Source organism: Paenibacillus sp. AD87, assembly GCF_001659845.1.
GTDB lineage: Bacteria > Bacillota > Bacilli > Paenibacillales > Paenibacillaceae > Paenibacillus > Paenibacillus marchantiae.
The window spans coordinates 4,416,916-4,435,387 of sequence record NZ_LXQN01000007.1 but is presented as its reverse complement, the minus strand read 5'-3'; the positions used below and the strand labels follow the sequence as shown (position 1 = coordinate 4,435,387).

General features: G+C 47.1%; 12 protein-coding genes. 5 read left to right on the top strand and 7 right to left on the bottom strand.

Features of this window, described 5'->3' with window-relative positions:
- The first annotated feature begins 387 nt into the window (after positions 1 to 387).
- Positions 388 to 960: a GbsR/MarR family transcriptional regulator gene (locus tag gpAD87_RS19630; RefSeq protein ID WP_063564456.1), complete on the top strand. Its 573-nt coding sequence runs from the start codon at positions 388 to 390 to the stop codon at positions 958 to 960.
- 98 nt (positions 961 to 1,058) lie between these two features.
- Here the strand turns inward: gpAD87_RS19630 and gpAD87_RS19625 are convergent, their stop codons facing one another.
- The 4 genes from gpAD87_RS19625 to gpAD87_RS19610 form a co-directional block, all read right to left on the bottom strand.
- Positions 1,059 to 2,687, bottom strand: a complete 1,629-nt coding sequence (locus gpAD87_RS19625) for a helix-turn-helix domain-containing protein (protein WP_064640042.1) — start codon at positions 2,685 to 2,687, stop codon at positions 1,059 to 1,061.
- Between the two features lie 198 nt (positions 2,688 to 2,885).
- The gene (locus tag gpAD87_RS19620) at positions 2,886 to 4,172 is read right to left on the bottom strand and encodes a hypothetical protein (protein WP_064640040.1); all 1,287 of its coding nucleotides are present in this window, start codon (positions 4,170 to 4,172) and stop codon (positions 2,886 to 2,888) included.
- Between the two features lie 152 nt (positions 4,173 to 4,324).
- Positions 4,325 to 5,158: an ABC transporter permease gene (locus gpAD87_RS19615; RefSeq protein ID WP_064640038.1), complete on the bottom strand. Its 834-nt coding sequence runs from the start codon at positions 5,156 to 5,158 to the stop codon at positions 4,325 to 4,327.
- Complete coding sequence (locus gpAD87_RS19610; protein WP_197521442.1) at positions 5,151 to 6,056, bottom strand: ABC transporter ATP-binding protein; 906 nt, start codon at positions 6,054 to 6,056, stop codon at positions 5,151 to 5,153. Before gpAD87_RS19610 ends, gpAD87_RS19615 begins: the two co-directional genes overlap by 8 nt.
- Before the next feature lie 448 nt (positions 6,057 to 6,504).
- Between gpAD87_RS19610 and gpAD87_RS19605 the strand changes: the two genes are divergently transcribed.
- Positions 6,505 to 8,340, top strand: a complete 1,836-nt coding sequence (locus gpAD87_RS19605; protein ID WP_064640035.1) for an HSP90 family protein — start codon at positions 6,505 to 6,507, stop codon at positions 8,338 to 8,340.
- Positions 8,340 to 9,395, top strand: a complete 1,056-nt coding sequence (locus gpAD87_RS19600; RefSeq protein WP_064640033.1) for a hypothetical protein — start codon at positions 8,340 to 8,342, stop codon at positions 9,393 to 9,395. The genes gpAD87_RS19605 and gpAD87_RS19600 overlap by 1 nt, the downstream gene beginning before the upstream one ends.
- 160 nt (positions 9,396 to 9,555) lie before the next feature.
- Here the strand turns inward: gpAD87_RS19600 and gpAD87_RS19595 are convergent, their stop codons facing one another.
- Positions 9,556 to 11,736 (bottom strand): serine hydrolase, encoded by a 2,181-nt coding sequence (locus gpAD87_RS19595; protein ID WP_064640032.1) that lies wholly within the window; start codon positions 11,734 to 11,736, stop codon positions 9,556 to 9,558.
- A gap of 154 nt (positions 11,737 to 11,890) precedes the next feature.
- Positions 11,891 to 13,141, bottom strand: coding sequence for an MDR family MFS transporter (locus gpAD87_RS19590; protein ID WP_064640030.1), 1,251 nt, complete (start codon positions 13,139 to 13,141; stop codon positions 11,891 to 11,893).
- A gap of 141 nt (positions 13,142 to 13,282) precedes the next feature.
- On the opposite strand from gpAD87_RS19590, the gene gpAD87_RS19585 reads away from it, so the two are divergent.
- Positions 13,283 to 15,112: an ABC transporter substrate-binding protein gene (locus tag gpAD87_RS19585; RefSeq protein ID WP_064640028.1), complete on the top strand. Its 1,830-nt coding sequence runs from the start codon at positions 13,283 to 13,285 to the stop codon at positions 15,110 to 15,112.
- A 42-nt stretch (positions 15,113 to 15,154) separates the two neighbouring features.
- Here gpAD87_RS19585 and gpAD87_RS19580 read toward each other — a convergent pair whose 3' ends face one another.
- Positions 15,155 to 16,648, bottom strand: coding sequence for a serine hydrolase (locus tag gpAD87_RS19580; protein WP_064640026.1), 1,494 nt, complete (start codon positions 16,646 to 16,648; stop codon positions 15,155 to 15,157).
- 295 nt (positions 16,649 to 16,943) lie between these two features.
- On the opposite strand from gpAD87_RS19580, the gene gpAD87_RS19575 reads away from it, so the two are divergent.
- Positions 16,944 to 18,146 carry an outer membrane lipoprotein-sorting protein gene (locus gpAD87_RS19575; protein ID WP_064640025.1) on the top strand — a complete coding sequence of 401 codons (1,203 nt, stop codon included), beginning with the start codon at positions 16,944 to 16,946 and terminating at the stop codon, positions 18,144 to 18,146.
- Positions 18,147 to 18,472 lie beyond the last annotated feature (326 nt).

Below are 18,472 nucleotides of genomic sequence, written 5' to 3'. Positions count from 1 at the left end.
TCTTTCTGGGTAACGTTTTGTATTCTAACAATACTTAACCCGTATAGCAACCGAATAAACAGTACATAATGTTTGTACAGTAAAAACTGTACAAAGTTTTCCGTCCATATGCTCCGTCATTCTCCTTATTCTGGCTAATAAGACACCTTTACATTTGATATCGCTTTTTCTACAATAGAAAATGTGCTGAATCTAAGCAGTTTTTTTTGGTTAAAAGATAGTCGTAGGCGTTTGCAACTTGGTCAAGCTCCCATGAAATACATGGGGTAACCTAAAGCCTGTTGGCATATAGGATGTCCTGCCGGATACTTTCCCATGTAAGCCGGATCTTAAACAGTTGCAATTATTTTGCCGAGACTGGGAATGTTGAGAATGGAGGTTGCAAGCATGAGCTTGGACCATTTACAAGAGGAACAGCAGGCAACCGTTCTTAGGATCCGTAAACGCGTCATTGAAGCCATTGGGCGTAATATGGATCTCTACGGCGTTACGCTGTCCACGGGACACTTATATGGATTGCTTTTTTTTGCAGACAAACCTATGACCCTTGACGATATGGGCCGGGAAATGGAAATGAGCAAAACGAGCATGAGTACCGGCGTACGTACACTGCTGGATCTAAAAATGGTGAATAAAGTATGGAGCAAAGGCTCCCGGAAAGACCTATATGAAGTGGAGTATGACTGGCATCAGACGTTTACGGATTATTTTGTGATTAAATGGAGAAAAGCCGTGGAGAGTAACCTTCAGGTACTGCGCAAATCCGTTGATGAACTGAATCGTTTGATTGCTGATCTGGATGAACAAGCAGATGCTGAACTTCTTCACATTCTTAAGGAAGACAAGCATAAGGTGCTTCAAGCAGAGGCCTACTACAAATGGCTGGATCGCTTGATTGATACCATGGAAGATGAAGAAATATACAAACTGGTTCCGAAGGAAGAGATTAAGGAACATTAATAACAGCAAAAGCAAAGGGCCCTTTCCGAATTGGAGAGGGCTCTTTTGTCTTGGGGGGTTACGCACTTGTACATTTATAATGAAGAAAAACACATGCTTTACAATTGGCCGATTAATCCCACACGTGATAAGGTCACAAGCTGCTGAACGATCTGTTCCAGTTCGTCCATGATCTGATGGCGTCCGCTGGGGGTCCAGGATAGTACAGACCAATCGGATATATCGTGTACGTTACCTTTCAACACGGCTGGAGATCGATTCCAGGCTGTAGTTTGTTTCATACGCCGAAGCAGTTTCTCACTGGCAGGAGTATTGGAGACGCGGTTCATGAACAGATGATCCGTATCCAGCATGGGGATGCTATCTGCCGCATACTCATCTGTCATTAAGTCTGTACATATGATCTGTGCAGGGTTCAGTCCAAGTTCACCGTAGATAAGACGATTCAATGGATGCTCGATATTTTCCTGGAGCCGGATAGACTGATTCGTAACCTGCATAAGCATAATACGTTCTTGCCCGAAATGATGCTTCAAACGGAGTCCGATATCAAGGTTGCGAAGCTCAAGCTGTTTGAAATTCTGTAAGGCCTGCTGCTCCCGTCCGACCAGTTCAGCCAAGCGTACATGATTTTCTTTCCATTCATGGGCCTGATCCAGGATAACCGTAGGTGCAATACTTTTGAGCTTATCGTAAAAGGGTTTATGATGAAAGTCACCGATAATCAGGTCCGGCTTGGCCTGACGTAATTTCTCCAATTGTCTAGCTAGCCACTGCTGCTGTTCGACTTCATCAAGCTCCCGATCATGGAATCCGTCCATTGCAGCTACGGGATGTAGTCCGAGCGATGAGAGGTTCTCTTGAAGTTCCATTCTGGACGCGGTAGCCACGCGAATTTGGTCTTTTTTCATATATAGGCTGGGTGCGATCCCCAAGGTTTGTTTGAATTTGCGGCTAAAATAATATTCATTGCCATAGCCAACAGATACGGCGACGTCTTTGAGTACACATGATTCCTGCTTGAGCTGTTTTTTGGCCTCGTCAATCCGTAAGCGATTCAGATAATCGGTAGGTGACATGCCCTTGGCTTTCTTGAAACTGCGGGAATATGAGCTTGGCGTCAATCCGGCAATTTTGGCCAGTTGATCCATGCTGATACCTTCACTCATGAACCTTTTCATATACATAATGCTGCGTTCAAGCGCCGGATCGACCTTCTCATAATTTTCTTCAAGCCGGTTCTCCGAGAGATACTGCAAAAGCTCGTGCAGCTGGCTATGTATACTGATAAAGTGATCGGGGTGAACGCCGCGATAGGCTTCATACAATTGTTCAACTCGCGCTCTGGCTTGTTGGTCATGACGAACCATTAGTCTGCCTGTCTCCCAATCCAGCGGGAAACCAGAAGAGGAGGACATTTTCCATTGGCCACGCACTTGCTGCAAACATACCGTATCCATGCTAAGTATTATGAACTCCGTAACAGCCGAGCGTGCAGCCGCCTCAATCGTTGTTCCTGGCTTCAGAACATACAGTTGATTGGCTTCGGCGGTATAGACTGTATCGTTCAAGACCAGAACACCGTCTCCTTGTAAAATAAGACAGAGCATGGGCCGGGACACCGTCTTGCCTTGCACACGGAAATGCTCCCCGCGCCGTACACGGCACATGGAAGAGAGGAGCGGTAGAGATGAGGTTTCAGAAATGAAGGGAAGCTGTTCAGTCATACGGACCATCCTTTTGTCTTATTTTCTTAATGATAACAATTATCATTCTCATATGGAAGATGTTTTTGAAAAATAGTTTTGGACATGAAAAAAAGAGGATACCCAGAGCCGTGATGGCTTTAGGGTTATCCTCTTTATTTGAAACTAGAATGTTGAGATAGCTATAAGTCTCTATAAGTCTATACCCACATGCTTGGGTTAGTTTGGCACGACCAACAGGATATCATCCAGGAAAACGTCGCTTAGCACCTTTTTGCCTGTCCCATTGGCTTGCACATGATACAGACGATAGAGATCATTTGTGTTGATATAGAACATGCCCGGAACATCGTCATGAAGCTGGAACGTTGACCATTCCTCTCCAGCAAGCTTGGTTACTTTGAGAGCAGCGCTCACGGAATAAAGACCATTTGTACCGGAAAGATATGCAATAGTTGGTGTTCCGTTGGTCAACTGAGCAGTTACGAAAGTGACACTGTTCAAATTCAGGTTGGCAGATTTGGATACCTTGTTCCCGGCGATGGTTTTGGCATACGCCTTTTTGTCTGCATCCACAACGACAACCTTATCCGTACCCAGTGGATTGACCTCCCGGATGCTCTTACTATGAATCTGAAGTGTTTTGCCAGAAGTGGTTAATGCAAAGGCTTTGCCTGTTGAATAATCATAATCCTTGTTGCTATCCAGCTTGATGCCTTTGTTGTACACATACAGATTGTTGCCCCAGCCACCGGCATAAACAGCGTTCACATCCAGTTTTGCTTTGGGATTAACTGCTGTACCTTTGCCTGTATTGTAGTTTACCTTGTACATGATAATGGCGTTGGTAGAGTAGTACTGCTCGTATGGGTCAGTGTTCACCATCAATTGCAGTTCGTTTTTGGCCACGTTCATAAAATAACGACTCTCTACTGCACCAGCAGCAATTCGTTGCACTGCTCCGCTTCCATTGGATGCCTTAGAAACGATCCATGGGTTTCCATTAACGAGCCCGTTATAATATACACGGCCTTTCGTTACGGCGAGCAGCGGGAAATCTGTATCTGCTTTGTCTGCAATTTTGGTGGCAGCGGAAGCTTCGCTATTGCCATTTCCACGATAGATCGTTCCTTTGGAATCCATATAATAGATGAACCCGTTATCCGTAAAGTAGCTCAATACATCTGTCGCATACGTTTCAGCGGAATCACTAGAACCGTCATTGGGAACGCGAAGCAGCGTTGTGGAAGACTCGGAACGAGTGTAATAGAGATAGGTTCCAGCCGCAGACAGACCATCTCCTTCAAAATCAAGCAATACCTCTGTAGTTCCGCTTCCGTCACCGGATACTTTGTACAATACACCATCGGACTCATAATATACCGTAGTTTGGCTGAGGGAAGCTGCATGAGCATTGGCTCCGCCTCCAAGCACTGCTGCCGTGATCAGTGTGAACAGCAGCAAGGTGCAAACCGTGCGATGCATACGTGTAGACCATTTGTTCATAAATCAATCGTCACCCTTCTTTTTATGTATGTAAGTAACACATTATCACCTTACGTTATATCGGTAAACTATGGAAAATATGTTACACATCTCAGTCAGATAAAAACGACAGAAGATCAGATCTTCTGCCGTTATATTCAACCATATTCAGCCTAAATCTGACTTTCAGCCAGCTGTTGACGACTGTTCCACAAAGTAACCAGACGAAGCAAAATGAAACTGATGAGCAGAAGTACTGCTCCGACCAGGATTAACATGAGAGGACTGATAAGCAGCATGCCGCTCGCCTGACCAGCAATCAGCGCAAGCAATGGAAGAACGACCAGTCCTCCGAGTTGATAGGCCTCCTGAAATCCACGTACCTTCGCCGAGATCAGTACATTTAACAGAATGACCACAAGACTGCACGTTGGAACAACCCATAGAACCAGAATGATCCAGTTCAGATTGGGAAACATCCATGCCCCGAACATGGGATACAACAGGATATTGGCAATGATTCCGTAGATAATGAAGGTAATCCAGGATAACAGCAGGGAAGGAATAAGGGCAGCTAACACCTTGCCTTTAAACAACGTATCCATACTCATCGGAGTGAACAGAAGACTTTCCAGAGTCTTGCGCTCCTTCTCGCCTGCAAAACTGTTGGCCGTCAGAATGCTGGATGCCATCACCGGAATGATGAGAAACAGGGGTGCGAACATGTACAAGGCCAGGTAATAGACAATACGATGGTTATCCGTAGGCATCGAAGCAAGCTGCGGAATCCGCCCGGCACGGGTTAGGTTATCCAGTGTATCAAGCAGGAAACTCATATTGCCGAGGGAAGCAAGTTCCATCCTTGAGGCTGCCCAAATGAGTATCCCAGGCATGATGATCCCGATAACTAGCGGAACGATCAACATGGGCAGCCAGAGCTGCACGCTGGCTGTGATAGCTCGAATATCTTTACGAACAAGTGCACGTATGGCTTGTCGGTTATTCATGATGATGTGCCTCCCTAATGGCAAAATAAATACTTTCCAGATCGCTGCCCGTAATTCGGGCCTGATAGACTTGTCCACGCTCAGTCAATTGTCGCAGCAGCAACGGAATATCTTCACGAGTTTGAAGCTGGAAAACGGCTTTGTTCGCGGAGACGATCTCCGGTGTATACCCTGTCACTGTTTGCCAGCCATCCGGAATGGTTGCTTCAACTTCAATTCGGGGTGAGGTCAGGTATCGGTTGACGATCTCCTGCTCCGTACCTTCCTCAACCTTGCGCCCCTTTTCCATAAAAATATACCGGTCACACACGGCCGAAAGCTGGGATAACACGTGAGACGATACGAGAATCGTCATCTGTTCCTCCTGATTTAGCCGACGGATGATTCGGAGGACCATCTGAATCCCATCCGGGTCAAGCCCGTTGGTTGGTTCATCCAGAAAGAGAATGGAGGGGCGGTGTAGCAGCACTCGTGCTAGACCTACGCGTTTTTTCATACCTGTGCTGTAAGTGCCTACTTTTCGATGTTGATATTCCTGCAATTCGAACAGATCCACGAGCTCGTCAATCCGTTCTTTGGCGCGTTTTACACCGAAAGCTTCAGCGAAAAAGATCAGGTTGTCACGCCCGCTCATATTTTCATACAATCCGCTCTGCTCGGTTAATGTGCCGCAGATGGCGAGTACGTTCTCCGTCTCACGGAAGGGATCGAGGCCGTTAATACTCACTTGCCCACCCGAAGCGCCGAGAACACCGTTCATGATGCGGATCAGGGTGGTTTTGCCCGAACCGTTGGGACCAATCAGCCCGGTAACGCTGCCTTGTTCAACCGTGAAGCTGACATCGTTCAGTGCCTGATGCACTTTAAATTGCTTAGAAATGTTGCGAACTTCAATCATGTACATTCACCGTCCGATCTGAGTTTGGAGATTATACGTCCAGATGAGCAATATCGTTCAAATGGAGGGTCAGAAAATAAAGATTCTCCGTCTTTAGTCCCAAATCTGAGCAGCAACTTCACCCTAAAGTCCGGAGAAATCGGGTCTTAGGTTTGTTTTCACAGTAGTCTATACCATGTATTCTGGTTAAAAGGATGCAATATCTCGTTTCATTGCCATCCATAACGTGGTAATTAGACTTAAGGCCTCTTACATATCATGAATGCCTGAATATTCATCTAACGCCGGTCTTGGTTAGCCAAGGCCGGTTTAACGTCGTTACTTGGCGTATCCATCCAATGGAACGCCTCATTTCTTGTAATTACATAACTATTTCGTCTAACACATCATATGAACACTTCCAAGTAGGAAACATCAGATGTGTTTGGACCAGAGGAAGGTGAGCGAAATGACAGCATCCAATGAGTATCGCTTTCAGGTAAACCTAAGCGGTATGATCCAGATTCTATCGAACCATCTATACAGTAGCCCTAAAGTATTTTTACGTGAATTAATGCAAAATGCGACTGATGCCATTACAGCTCGGACAGAAGCGGAACCAGGATATCAGGGTGAAGTACGTGTAGAACTGACCGGAACAGGTGAGCAGTTGACCATGATGGTGGAGGACAACGGCATTGGCTTGACGGAAGCCGATATCCATGAGTTTCTTGCGATGATAGGTCAATCCTCGAAGCGTGGGCAGCAGGCCTTGCTGGATGGAGAGACTTCGTTTATCGGGCGATTCGGAATCGGATTATTGTCCTGTTTCATGGTGAGTCATGAAATCGTCATGCTGACGCAATCCGCGAAGGGTGGACCTTCGATGGAGTGGCGGGGTAAGCCCGATGGAACGTATACGATTCGGCAATTGGAGACACAGTTGTCTCCTGGAACAAAAGTATATCTGCGTTGTACGCCGGACGCAGCGCATTATTTTGAAACGGAATATGTGAAAGAAGCCTTGTTCTATTATGGAGCGCTGCTGCCTTATCCAGTCATCTTGCATAGTGACGGTGTTCAACATATCGTCAATAGCGAGTCACCGATCTGGTTGATGGAGCCTGAGCTTGCACGTGGACGCAGAGCGGAAGTGCTGGCTTTTGGTGAACGATTGCTGGGAGAGAAGTTTCAGGATTTCATCCCACTGACGACGGCTTCAGGCCGTACAGGAGGCATCGCATTTGTTCTTCCGCATGCAGTTAATTTGAATGCCAAGCGTTCTCACCGGGTGTATCTGAAGCGAATGCTAATCTCGGAGAAGGCGGAGAATATTTTGCCGGATTGGGCCTTTTTCGTGAAATGCCTTATTTGGACAGACGAGCTTCAACCGACAGCTTCACGGGAACATTTTTATGAAAATGAAAAGCTGGAAGAGGTTCGCTCCGAACTTGGAGATGCCCTTCGTAAAGGGTTGGCCGACATGGCTGAGAGCCAGACAGAACGGCTGCAAAAGCTGATTCGTCTGCATGCGCTGTCGATGAAAGCACTGGCTGTGCAGGATCAGGAGTTCTACGCGATGATTCACCGCTGGCTTCCATTTGAAAGTACACGTGGTCATCGGGAACTGGGCGAGTTGATGAGCGAGGGAGAGACGTTGTACTTCACTACCACGGTGGATGAGTATCGTCAGATTCATCATGTCGCGTCAGCCCAATCGATGTTGGTCATTAACGGTGGATACATCTACGACAGCGATTTGATGGCAATGCTGCCACAAGTGGTGCAGCATGTACAGACGCAACGGTTGCAGCCGGATGAGTTATCCATGAGTTTCACCGACGTGCCGCCGGCTGAACGAAATCAGTATTATGATGCCTTGCGCCTTGCTGATTCTGCTTTGCAACGTTTCCGCTGCCGTGCAGAGGTCAAGGGCTTCAAGCCAGCCGATTTGCCGGTGCTGTTCACGCTCTCGCAGGAGTCTTCCACGCTGCGTGCATTGGAAAAAGCAAGTGAGGAGAGTACAGAATTATTCTCCTCCGTCCTTGGATCATTGTCATCCGGCATTAGTTCCGCAGGTTATTCGACCCTGTACCTGAACATCAGCAATCCAATTATTCAGCGGGTCCTGAATTCACCGGATGCCCAAATGACTCCGATTGCCATTGAGATGTTGTATGTCAATGCATTAATGATGGGGCATTATGCGATGAATCGACAGGAGCTTGAGGTGCTGAATCAGGGCATCGTTCGTTTTATTGATTGGGGTTTACGTGCGAATACAGATCGTAAGGGGGATGCCTGATGAAGACCGAAATGGATTTTGAGGATTTGATGGATGAGGCCTATGGCCTGCCTAATGGAACAGCGAAGCTTGGCATGCTAGAGGAAGCGGCAAGAGTCGCCGATGTGAATGGCATGGAGGAGGAAGCGTACGAAGCACGTTCAGAGATCGTCGAGACCGCGACATTCTGCGGTTATCCGATGAAAGCACTGATTGCTTTTTCCTGGCAGCTGGGCAAGTTTGATCAACAGCCAGAACACTATGACGAAGAAACGTTAATGTGGTCGTATAAATGGATTTTGGGAGAACTATCCAGCTTCCCGGAAGTGTCTCGCGATAAAATGATGGAACTACTGGAGGACTTTGGACGTCGCTTCAAATCATTTGGGTACAGTGAACGTTCGTATTGGTATTATCGATTCCGCATATCCATGGATCTTGGCGATCTGGAGGAGGCGGGTACCAGCTATACGAAGTTCAGAAGTATGGACCGTGACTTTATGAGTGATTGTGAAGCCTGTGAGCAGGACGAGATCATGCGCTACTGGTTATTGGCAGGTGATGATGAGAAGGTATTGGAAGCGGCGAAGCCCATTTTGAAAGGGAGAATGAGTTGTGCCGAAATTCCGCACCTGACCTTATCGGAGATTTTGATGCCACTATACCGACTTGGCAAGATTGAGGAAGCTGACAAACATCAGGCCAAAGGCTATCGCATGATCAAAGGACATAATGATTTTGTGCAGAGCTTTGCTGAGCAGATGGATTATCTTGCACGCACGAACCCGGCGAAGGGCATCGATGTACTGGAAGAAAGTATAGTGCTCGCGATGGATCATGAAGATCCGTTTGCCAAAATGATGTTCTATGCTAGAGCAGCACAACTGTTGCGCCGCTGGGCTGATGAATCTCCAGGATACCGATTGCGGCTTCCTGCTTCATTCTCTTATGAAGGAGATCCAGGAGATTTGCGTAAACTGGCCGACTATTTTGCGGCATATGCCAAAGCGGCCGCAGACAAATATGACCAGCGGAATGGCAATCAACATGTCTCTTCCATGTTAAGCGAGGTATAGGAGAAGAGGAAGACAGCAGAGCATTCCGGCTACAAATGGTCAGCGTACAAACCAAAACAGGCTTGTTCAGAGGGAGGAAGCTCCTCCTTCGAACAAGCCTGTTTAATTTTTTATGTTATGAGTGCGAGAGTAATACTGTTATTGCAATCTGGTGTTCAGGTTATTCAGGATTCACGGTTGCAGGTGCAGCCGAAGCATCTTCAGCAGGTTTTTCGTCTTCAGGGGAAGCCTCCGCTTTTGACTGTTTTGCCATCAACTCAGCTACGATTTTATCGGTTGGCTGCGTGAACAATTTATACATAATCGCTGCCTCTTCCTGGCGGATCAGTGGTTTGCGGGAGAGGAAGTCAACCGACCCATCCTCCAGCACCTTCACTTCCGGGCCGTGAATGCCCAACTTGACCATCATTTGGATCGCAGGCACAGCCCAGGCATCTGTCTGCCCGGCCAGCTTCACATCCTCGAACAGTTCATTTGGATATTGCAGCTGGAGAGTTCTCCAAATCATCACCATAGCTTCCTGACGTGTGATGACCTGATCCGGTTTGAACTGTTTCTCATCCGCACCGGCGATCATGCCGGATTCATAACCTAGCTGAATGTAACCGGCAGCAGGGTGAGTTGCCCAGTCGGTATCCGCAGGTGGCGTCGTTTTGCTGGCTTTCAGCCCGCTCATTTTAAGGACATCCTCAATGAATTCAGCCCGTGTAACGGCATTTTTGGGTTGAAAAGCTTCACTTGCATCATTGGTATAGTATCCAAGGGATTGCAAACCATAGATGGCTTCAGCATAAGGACTATTCGCCTGGACATCCCGGAAGCCTTGGGGTTTCTTCCCTTTTTTCTCATAACCCATTGGGTTGAGATAAGGTTCTTTCATATAGATGGTTCCATCAGCATTTTCCTTGAACGCCGTGAACTGGCCTGTTAATTCGTCCTTGAAGAGATTATCTTCAACCTGAATCAGGGTACGTGGGCCAAGGAAGACGTCGGAAATGCTCAATTGTCCAGGTTCTTTGCCGTCATCTTTCAGGGAACTAACAATGGTGCTCAGTCGCAGATCCGCGTATAGCCCAGCGAAGCGTTGCAGCTCATCCGCAGTTTGAGGTGTATAATCCTTGAACTTGATGGGCTCCGCATATTGCGGGAAGAACGTTTGGATAAAGGCAGGATAGAAGAGATTACGAAGTGCTCCTGTTTGGTTGTAAGTAAGGAAGACACCTGTGTTTTGCTCGGGAATAAGGAAGAGATAAGAGCTGAATCCGATTAGGTCACCAGCCTTGGTGATAATTTTGGAACTGCTGCCTGCACCCGGAAGCTGAAAAGCAGCTTCAAATCCATAAGTGGTATTGGGGAGCAGCGGATGAATGGAAGAACGGTATTGTTCCATGCTTTTTACCGTAGATTCTTTCCAAATACGTTCGTTATCCTTCACGCCATCATTCAGGAAAGCAATCATGAAATTCCCAATATCCTCTGCCGTTGAGAGCATGCCGCCTTGAGGCATAGGTGTTGGGGAAAGGGTGTACAGGTCGAGTGGATTATGGGCCGCATCATAGGCTGTTGCAAGTTGGTTTTTGAACTTGCCGTTCAGCAAGAAACTGCTGTTATCCATACCGAGAGGTTTGAAGATATGCTGCTGCATATACGATTCAAACGGCTCGCCGCTCACATTCTCCACAATCATGCCAAGCAGCAGGAAGGAGAAGTTGTCGTACATGTATGCGCTACCAGGTTCTCTAACGACAGGTGGCATATGTAACTTGGCATAATCCTCCATCGATACACTTTTGTCAAAGTCATCATGGATGTCTTCCTGCTGCGGGTCGCGAATCTCGAATCCGGTGGTGTGTGTGAGCAGATTCTCTACCGTTACAGGTTTGTCAAAAGGATTATCGAAATCCAGTCCTTTCACATAGGTCTGGAAATCAGCCTTCAAATCCACCTTGCCTTGCTCTACGAGCTGCATGACAGCGGCTGATGTGAATGTTTTGGAGACCGAGGCGATACGAAAGGTGGTATTTTTCGGATCAACGGGCGTTTTACTCTCCAAATCGGAATATCCATACCCTTTCTCTGCCACGACTTTTCCATCTTTGACAACGACTACGGAAGCACCAACATATTGTGCTTTCGCTTCGGCGGAATCAAAAAATGTATCCAGAAAGGCTGTCGCGGACTCCGTTGTCAGCGCTGTCACTTTTCCTTTTTCATTGACCGCAGCAGGTGCAGTCTCCGCCTGCACGGCGGGTGCCCATAGACTGAGGGATAGGACAAACGCCATGAACGCCCCCGTTATGGAGGTGAGCCTGAAGCGGGCGCTTCGATTGGATAAATGCATGTAAACACTCCTTCAAAAGAAAATTTTGTAAATAGGACTCTCCTGTTATTACTGATTACTGGCCCGATAAGTTTCAAGATAGTAGATTGTGATATACACTTCCAATAGAACTCAAAACTACCAGGAGAAAATCCAGCATAGAGGAGCTTGGAATTTATGAGGCATCTGCACAGGGTCGTGGTTCACTTTGAACCGTTGACGTCCGGAGCGACTGACGGAAAAATACGAGAGCACCGATCCCCATCAATACATACAGGCCAGCCATTGCATAGGAAGGCAGAAAGGCCCCCATCGTTAGGCCAAGACTACCCAGGAGAGCGGCCGCGTTATAACTCATGCCGTCTGCAGCCATATAGGCAGCACGGTCGGATTCAGGAATCATGCCAGCAAGCATGACCTGACGGACGGGCGCATACATGAGCTCACCGATGGTTAGCAGTACAGCGGATGTAATAAGCAGCCAGGCCCAATTGCTGAAAGCGAGCACGGCAAAACCAGTAGTGTACAGACACATGCCGACAGTCATAATAAATCTGGACTGGAAACGCCCCAGCCATTTGGAGAAAGGAATGGCCATGATTACGACGAGCACAGTGTTAATCGCCATGATCAGACTGAACATCTGCAGACCTGAGATGTCCCAACGGAACAGTTGGGCGTTGAATTCACTTTTCAGACGAACGGCGATGTATTTATCCATTTGGAATTCCAGAGAGACAGCCAGCACTGTTGCGGTGAAAAACACCATAAAACGTTTGTCCCTAAATACACCGCCATACGTTTTCAGTATGTTCCTATTAATCGGGGCATCAAGCTGATTCGAGTGTTTAATATCCATTGTTTCGTGAATATATAACAAGAGAATAAATAGTGTAACCAAGCTCTCCATGCATACCAGACTGAACAAAATGAAGCGGAAGGACTCGAACAATAACCCGCCCATCAGCGCACCAATCGTAACGGCAACATTGGTGGTCCAATATTGCAGCCCATACACATACTGACGTTCATGCTCACTACTCACGTCTACAATCATGGCATTGGCAATGGGCCCAGTGATGCCCGAACTGATGCTGCTAAGCAGAAACATGACACAAGTTAAAGGAACGGAGTCCATCCACGGGGAGTTGGCGGCAGCCAGCCAGAACAGGGCGAATACCTGCAATATTTGGGCGATGACCATCAGTTTCTTGCGTCCGACTCGGTCAGACCAGTATCCTGCGCCCAAGCCAACGATCATGGAGGCCACAATATTAACGGTTAACAGCATACCTGCCCAGCCTGCACCAATCTGGACACTCAGATAAATCGCCATAAAAGGAATAATGGATTTCTGAGTTAGATCCGTAAAAAAATCAGTAATGATACGAATCTTGATGTTGCGATGCAAATCAGTATATTTCATGTGCAGTTCTCTTCCTTCCCGCTGGTGTTGTCGATGTACCTGAGTATAATGGAGGAAAACCTGAAGAAAAACTGTAGAAGTATACGAGTCAATTTCGTATTTTACGCAGGGGAAGGAAAGGCAGGGATAGTTGTGGAGGTCATGGATCATTATATTCAGCTTCGCATGGCCTTTTCGAATGTAGGCGAAGAGGAAGAAATACATACAACAATTGGTGAGTTGGCTAATCATTTATGTTGTACGATGCGCAATATGAATCTGATTATGAACAAATTTATGGATCATGGCTGGATCAGATGGAGCCCACAGCGCGGCAGAGGGAAGACATCTGTGCTCGTTTTTTGCCATCCTCTGTTACAGGCTGTTCAGGAACGATTTGATCGACTGTTGCAGGGAAACAAGTTGGAGGAGGCCTATATGCTGGCTTCAACAATGCCGTTTTCGATGCGAGAAATATTGATGCAAGGATTACAAGGCCAGTTCGGTCTGCGTTCCAATCACGGCGCTCGAGGTAGAGTTGATACGCTGCGAATTCCACAGGAGACTGCCTTTGAGACATTGGACCCGACCCGGGCTTACATGTGGGGAGAAGTTGGAATTGTTGCGGAGGTATTTGATCGCTTGGTGCAGTACAACGCTGAACGCCAAGTCTGTGAACCGAGTCTTGCCGTTGCATGGGAGAGCAACCCTGAAGGAACGGAGTGGACCTTTTATTTGCACAAAGGCATACTCTTTCACCATGGCAGGATGCTTGATGCAGAGGACGTAAGATATACGTTTGAACGGATTCTTTCCAATCAGGAGAACCCTTGCAAGTCACTGTTTGGCTCCATTCATCACATAGAAACGTTCGACGAGCTAACGGTGCGCTTTGTGTTGCGGTTTCCCAACTTTATGTTCCCGGATCTGATGAGCAGCATGAATGCATCCATCTTACCCCGTGATGTGGAGCTTGACCCGATGCATCCGATTGGTACGGGGCCTTACCGATTGACACGCAATCATCCCAAGCTGCTTGTGCTGGAGGTGTTCCCTTCCTATTTCAGGGGGCGGGCGTTTATTGATCGGGTTGAAATATGGCAGCTTCCTCAGACGGGTCTAGTGGAGTCAGTGATCAAACAGGACTTGTTTCCAGACGGACTGGCTCGCTTGATTCAACATGAGGTTCAGGGCGGTGTGTTTATGACTTTTAATATGCGAAAAGAAGGCCCACAACAGGATTTATACTTTCGTCAGGCTGTTCAGCAACTGATGGATCCACAAGAGATGATGGGGGCATTGGCACACACAGGTGTACAGGCTGCATATAGCCTGATTCGGGACAAGTCCAAGGAAAAGCAGATACTTGAACGAATAGAATCGAAGCCAACAGCCCTTTCTGCTGACTTATCTCTCGTAAGAGCTTCAGAGCTGTTACAACGCAGCTGCTACGCAGGCCAGATCATGAATGTGTGGGTAGAGGAAGGCGAGAAAATGGAGACAGACATGGCCTGGTTCGCACAGCGTTGTGCACTTATTGGACTGAAAGTGAGTGTTACGCTAGGTAATCCGGTAGATGCCGTATACCATGATGAATTCGCCTCTTATGATTTGATTTACACGGGTGAAGTGTTCGATGAGCATGTGACGCTGAGTCTATTAACGATGTATACGTTCCAAAATACGCTGTTCCTTATGGCATTGGATGACGAACGAAAAAGCGAGCTAGAACGTGAATGCAGACACGTCGTTATGATTCAGGATAGTGCTGAGCGGTTGCGTACGCTAATGACGTTGGAGGGGCGACTCATTCAAGAGGCCTTACTCTTGCCTACATACAGCTTCAGGGAAGAACATGCACACCACGTTTCGCTTCAGGATTACCGTGTCGTAGCATACGGTATGCCTGATCTGCGTCGATTGTGGGTGAAGAGAAGTCCAAATACAGAAGAAGATACTGCGAGTTATCCGGCGTATATCCCATTGTGGTAAAGAGTGTAATTACTACAATGGGATAGGCCGGTGGGGATACTTTTATACTGAAGGTGTCTTTATAAATTCAATTGGATTCGTACCTGGTTCCAGCAGCAGCGGAATGGAGAGAGAGCTTATGGTGTCCTCTTCATCCGTCTTAAACGTAAAAGTGATTTTCAAGCCAAACAGGACAAGCTCTACGGAAAACGTATCTTTTCCAGTGTATTCCATAGGCATTTCAATGGCATTCAATGTGGCCTGTAACCCATCGTTCGTCTGTTGAATAACGATCTCGCCGTAACCCGGATGATTATAACTTCCCGCATACGCATGGATAGGACGATCATGGGGATGAACCTGTGTCTCCACTGGTTTTTCCTCAACCGAGGTTTCTAAAGTCGTTGGTGTTTCAATGGTGTCTGTTGCTGCTTCGGAATCAGTTGAATCTCCAGTCACTAATTTGGCTAATCTCCCACTCCAATCTACTGGTTCCAATTCAAGCAAACGATCAATAACGTTAAAAGAAATCGTGTAGGGAAGAATGCTCCCATTCGTATTGCAAAGGACTACAACACCGATCTGTTCCTCTGGTAAAAAGGCGACCTGTGAAGCGAATCCATCGATTGCCCCACCATGATGGATCATGGCGTGTCCGCGATAAGAATCAATCATCCAGCCCAGACCGTACGTGCTAACAGGCAGCTCTTTGCTGTGGAATGGTGAATCACAAGCCATTTGCGGGCTGTGTGTAACAGCCAACTGTTCTTTGGAAATCAGTTGATTCCCACCCTGTTGCCCTTGATTCAACTGAAATTGTACCCAGGCGATCATATCGACCAGATTGCTGTTAATGGAGCCAGCAGGGCCTACGGCATCTATTTTCCGAAAAGGTATCCGCGTATTCTCACCGTTTTGATCCATATAAGGGAAGGCGAAGTCAGGTTGATTCTGCATCTCATCAACAGAGAAGACACTTGAATTCATACCAAGTGGATTAAATAGGGACTCCTGGACAACATTCTCCCATGAAGTTCCTTTGAGTTGCCCCACCAGATAACCAGCGGCCATATACATCAGGTTCTGATATTGCCACTTGTTGCGAAAGTCCTCATTAGGCTCCAGGTACTGAAGCGCGTTTACGAGTTCTTCTCTGCTCCGTGGTGAGTTATACCACGCCATCTCGTGCCTTGGAAGTCCGGAGCGATGACAGAGCATATCGCGGATGGTCAGGCGTTCTGTAGCTACCGGATCGAACATTTTGAAGTCTTTCAAATACGTTCTAACAGGTGTGTCCCACTTCAGAATGTCCTGATCGACGAGCAGGGCAGCGGTTGATGCTGTGAAGGCTTTGGTACTTGAACCGATCGCGAATAGGGTATGGGGTGTAACTTCAAGCTTGGATTCCAGATCGCGATAACCGTATCCTTTTTGCAAAATGACTTCATCCTTGTGAATAACGGCTACCGCTACACCTACTCCTTTCCAACGTTGAAGCTGCTCTTCCACAAAATCATCCAATCCATTCAGCAATGAGTGAAGGTAGGTTGTGTTCATTATTTTCCTCCAATTTAAAATAGAGTTGCACATCAATTAAGCTACATAATCGTGGTATGTAATTACATTGGTTGGGTTGTTATCTGTATTTACTATGAAGAATCTGGTTGGATTTTACATCCTACCCGAGACTGATTTTGTTACCAGATAGGGTATTGCGGCACTGATTGATGGAATGCTTGTCAAACTAGTCCGCATATATCGAACAAGTCCCTCATAACATGTACTAATCAAGTAGGGGTTCTGCTGTACGCACAATCCTGAAGTGAAAACATGTGCTAAAGGGGATGATGTCATGCGCCGAATATCATGGATGCTTGCCATGGTATTGGTCTTATCGACCTTACTTGCCGCCTGCGGGAAGAAGGATGCGGCAGCCGTGGTCAAAGATCTGAACGAAGTCGTAGGAGAAATGGAAAGTTATCAGGGGGCAGGCGTTATGACGCTGCATACCGGAGATACGCCGCAGCAGTACAAGGTCGAGGTATGGCATCAAAAGCCTTCATATTATCGTATCGCGTTAACGAATGCCAAAAAGGATGTAACACAAATTGTACTGCGCAATGATGAGGGCGTATTTGTCCTGACACCGAGTCAGAACAAAAGCTTCCGTTTCCAGAGTAACTGGCCGGATAACCAAGGCCAAGTTTACCTCTACGAGACGCTGATCCGCAGCATAACAGGTGATTCGACCCGCCAGTTTGCCGATGAGAAGGAAAGCTATGTATTCGATGTAGCTGCCAACTACAATACACATGCATTGGTCAGACAGAAAATATGGTTAAACAAAAGCGATTACGCTCCAAAACAGGTAGAAGTATCCGACTCGAATGCCAATGTGGTGGTCGATGTGAAGTTCGATAGCTTTAAATTTGGTACCGAATTTGAGAAAGACGCGTTTGACATGCAGCGTAATATGACTGCTGCTACTGAAAATGGTGGCAAGGTTGGTACTGACTCAGGCGCGGCTCCTGCTGGGGAGGGTAAAGAGACTACCAATCCTCAAGCTGCAACAGAGGAAGGTTCTGCATCGAATCCAAGCGGAACCGTTAGTGATGGGCAGACGGGTGTGAGTGATAACGCCGAGCAGCAAGGTTCAGAAGATCCAGCCAGTGGGAAAGGAACCGAAGAACCGACATCGGCCGAGCCGGAAGGTACAGGCAGCTTCGGGGTTATTCAGCCGACCTATGCACCGGAAGGCGTTAAGCTGAAAGACGATCAGATCGTGGAAGGATCAGGAGACTATTCGGTTATGCTTCGCTACGAAGGAACATATAATTACACGATTTTTGAAGCGCGGCCGCAGGACAGAGCCGTATCACTTGCCCCATCGCGTGTTCTGGATCTTGGATTCACCCTCGGAATGATAAGTGGAGATGCGTTGCAGACACTCACATGGATGTCAGACGGAGTGGAGTACAGGATTACAAGCGCAGATTTGCCAGATAACGAGATGATACAGATTGCGACTTCAATGCAGGAAGAGTCAGGGAAATGATTTGGAAAGTATAGTCGTCTTAACATAAGGAATGCTAAGAAGCATCGGAGATGAATTCTCCGGTGCTTTACTGCATATACAAGTCTTCGTTCCGTTTTATAGCAATGATTCGCAGAATTTGATTTCGGTTGAAGCTATGAGTATCAACAGCCCATGACCCTGCGTAAGATAAGCAAGGATTAGGTCCAGTGCACTCAATAATGCAAAACACGCTTCTACGCGGGAGGAACCGGGTAAATAATACGATATAAGCAGATGAGTTACGTTATGGAGAGATGAATATCTCATTCATGGTCTGGCTTATGGGTCTTATTCCGCGTTTGCTC

Excerpts from the sequence above, each read along its gene's own strand:
- gpAD87_RS19630 (WP_063564456.1), top strand. The coding sequence starts at position 388 with ATGAGCTTGGACCATTTACAAGAGGAACAGCAGGCAACCGTTCTTAGG.
- gpAD87_RS19625 (WP_064640042.1), bottom strand. The coding sequence starts at position 2,687 with ATGACTGAACAGCTTCCCTTCATTTCTGAAACCTCATCTCTACCGCTC.
- gpAD87_RS19620 (WP_064640040.1), bottom strand. The coding sequence starts at position 4,172 with ATGAACAAATGGTCTACACGTATGCATCGCACGGTTTGCACCTTGCTG.
- gpAD87_RS19615 (WP_064640038.1), bottom strand. The coding sequence starts at position 5,158 with ATGAATAACCGACAAGCCATACGTGCACTTGTTCGTAAAGATATTCGA.
- gpAD87_RS19610 (WP_197521442.1), bottom strand. The coding sequence starts at position 6,056 with ATGATTGAAGTTCGCAACATTTCTAAGCAATTTAAAGTGCATCAGGCA.
- gpAD87_RS19605 (WP_064640035.1), top strand. The coding sequence starts at position 6,505 with ATGACAGCATCCAATGAGTATCGCTTTCAGGTAAACCTAAGCGGTATG.
- gpAD87_RS19600 (WP_064640033.1), top strand. The coding sequence starts at position 8,340 with ATGAAGACCGAAATGGATTTTGAGGATTTGATGGATGAGGCCTATGGC.
- gpAD87_RS19595 (WP_064640032.1), bottom strand. The coding sequence starts at position 11,736 with ATGCATTTATCCAATCGAAGCGCCCGCTTCAGGCTCACCTCCATAACG.
- gpAD87_RS19590 (WP_064640030.1), bottom strand. The coding sequence starts at position 13,141 with ATGAAATATACTGATTTGCATCGCAACATCAAGATTCGTATCATTACT.
- gpAD87_RS19585 (WP_064640028.1), top strand. The coding sequence starts at position 13,283 with ATGGATCATTATATTCAGCTTCGCATGGCCTTTTCGAATGTAGGCGAA.
- gpAD87_RS19580 (WP_064640026.1), bottom strand. The coding sequence starts at position 16,648 with ATGAACACAACCTACCTTCACTCATTGCTGAATGGATTGGATGATTTT.
- gpAD87_RS19575 (WP_064640025.1), top strand. The coding sequence starts at position 16,944 with ATGCGCCGAATATCATGGATGCTTGCCATGGTATTGGTCTTATCGACC.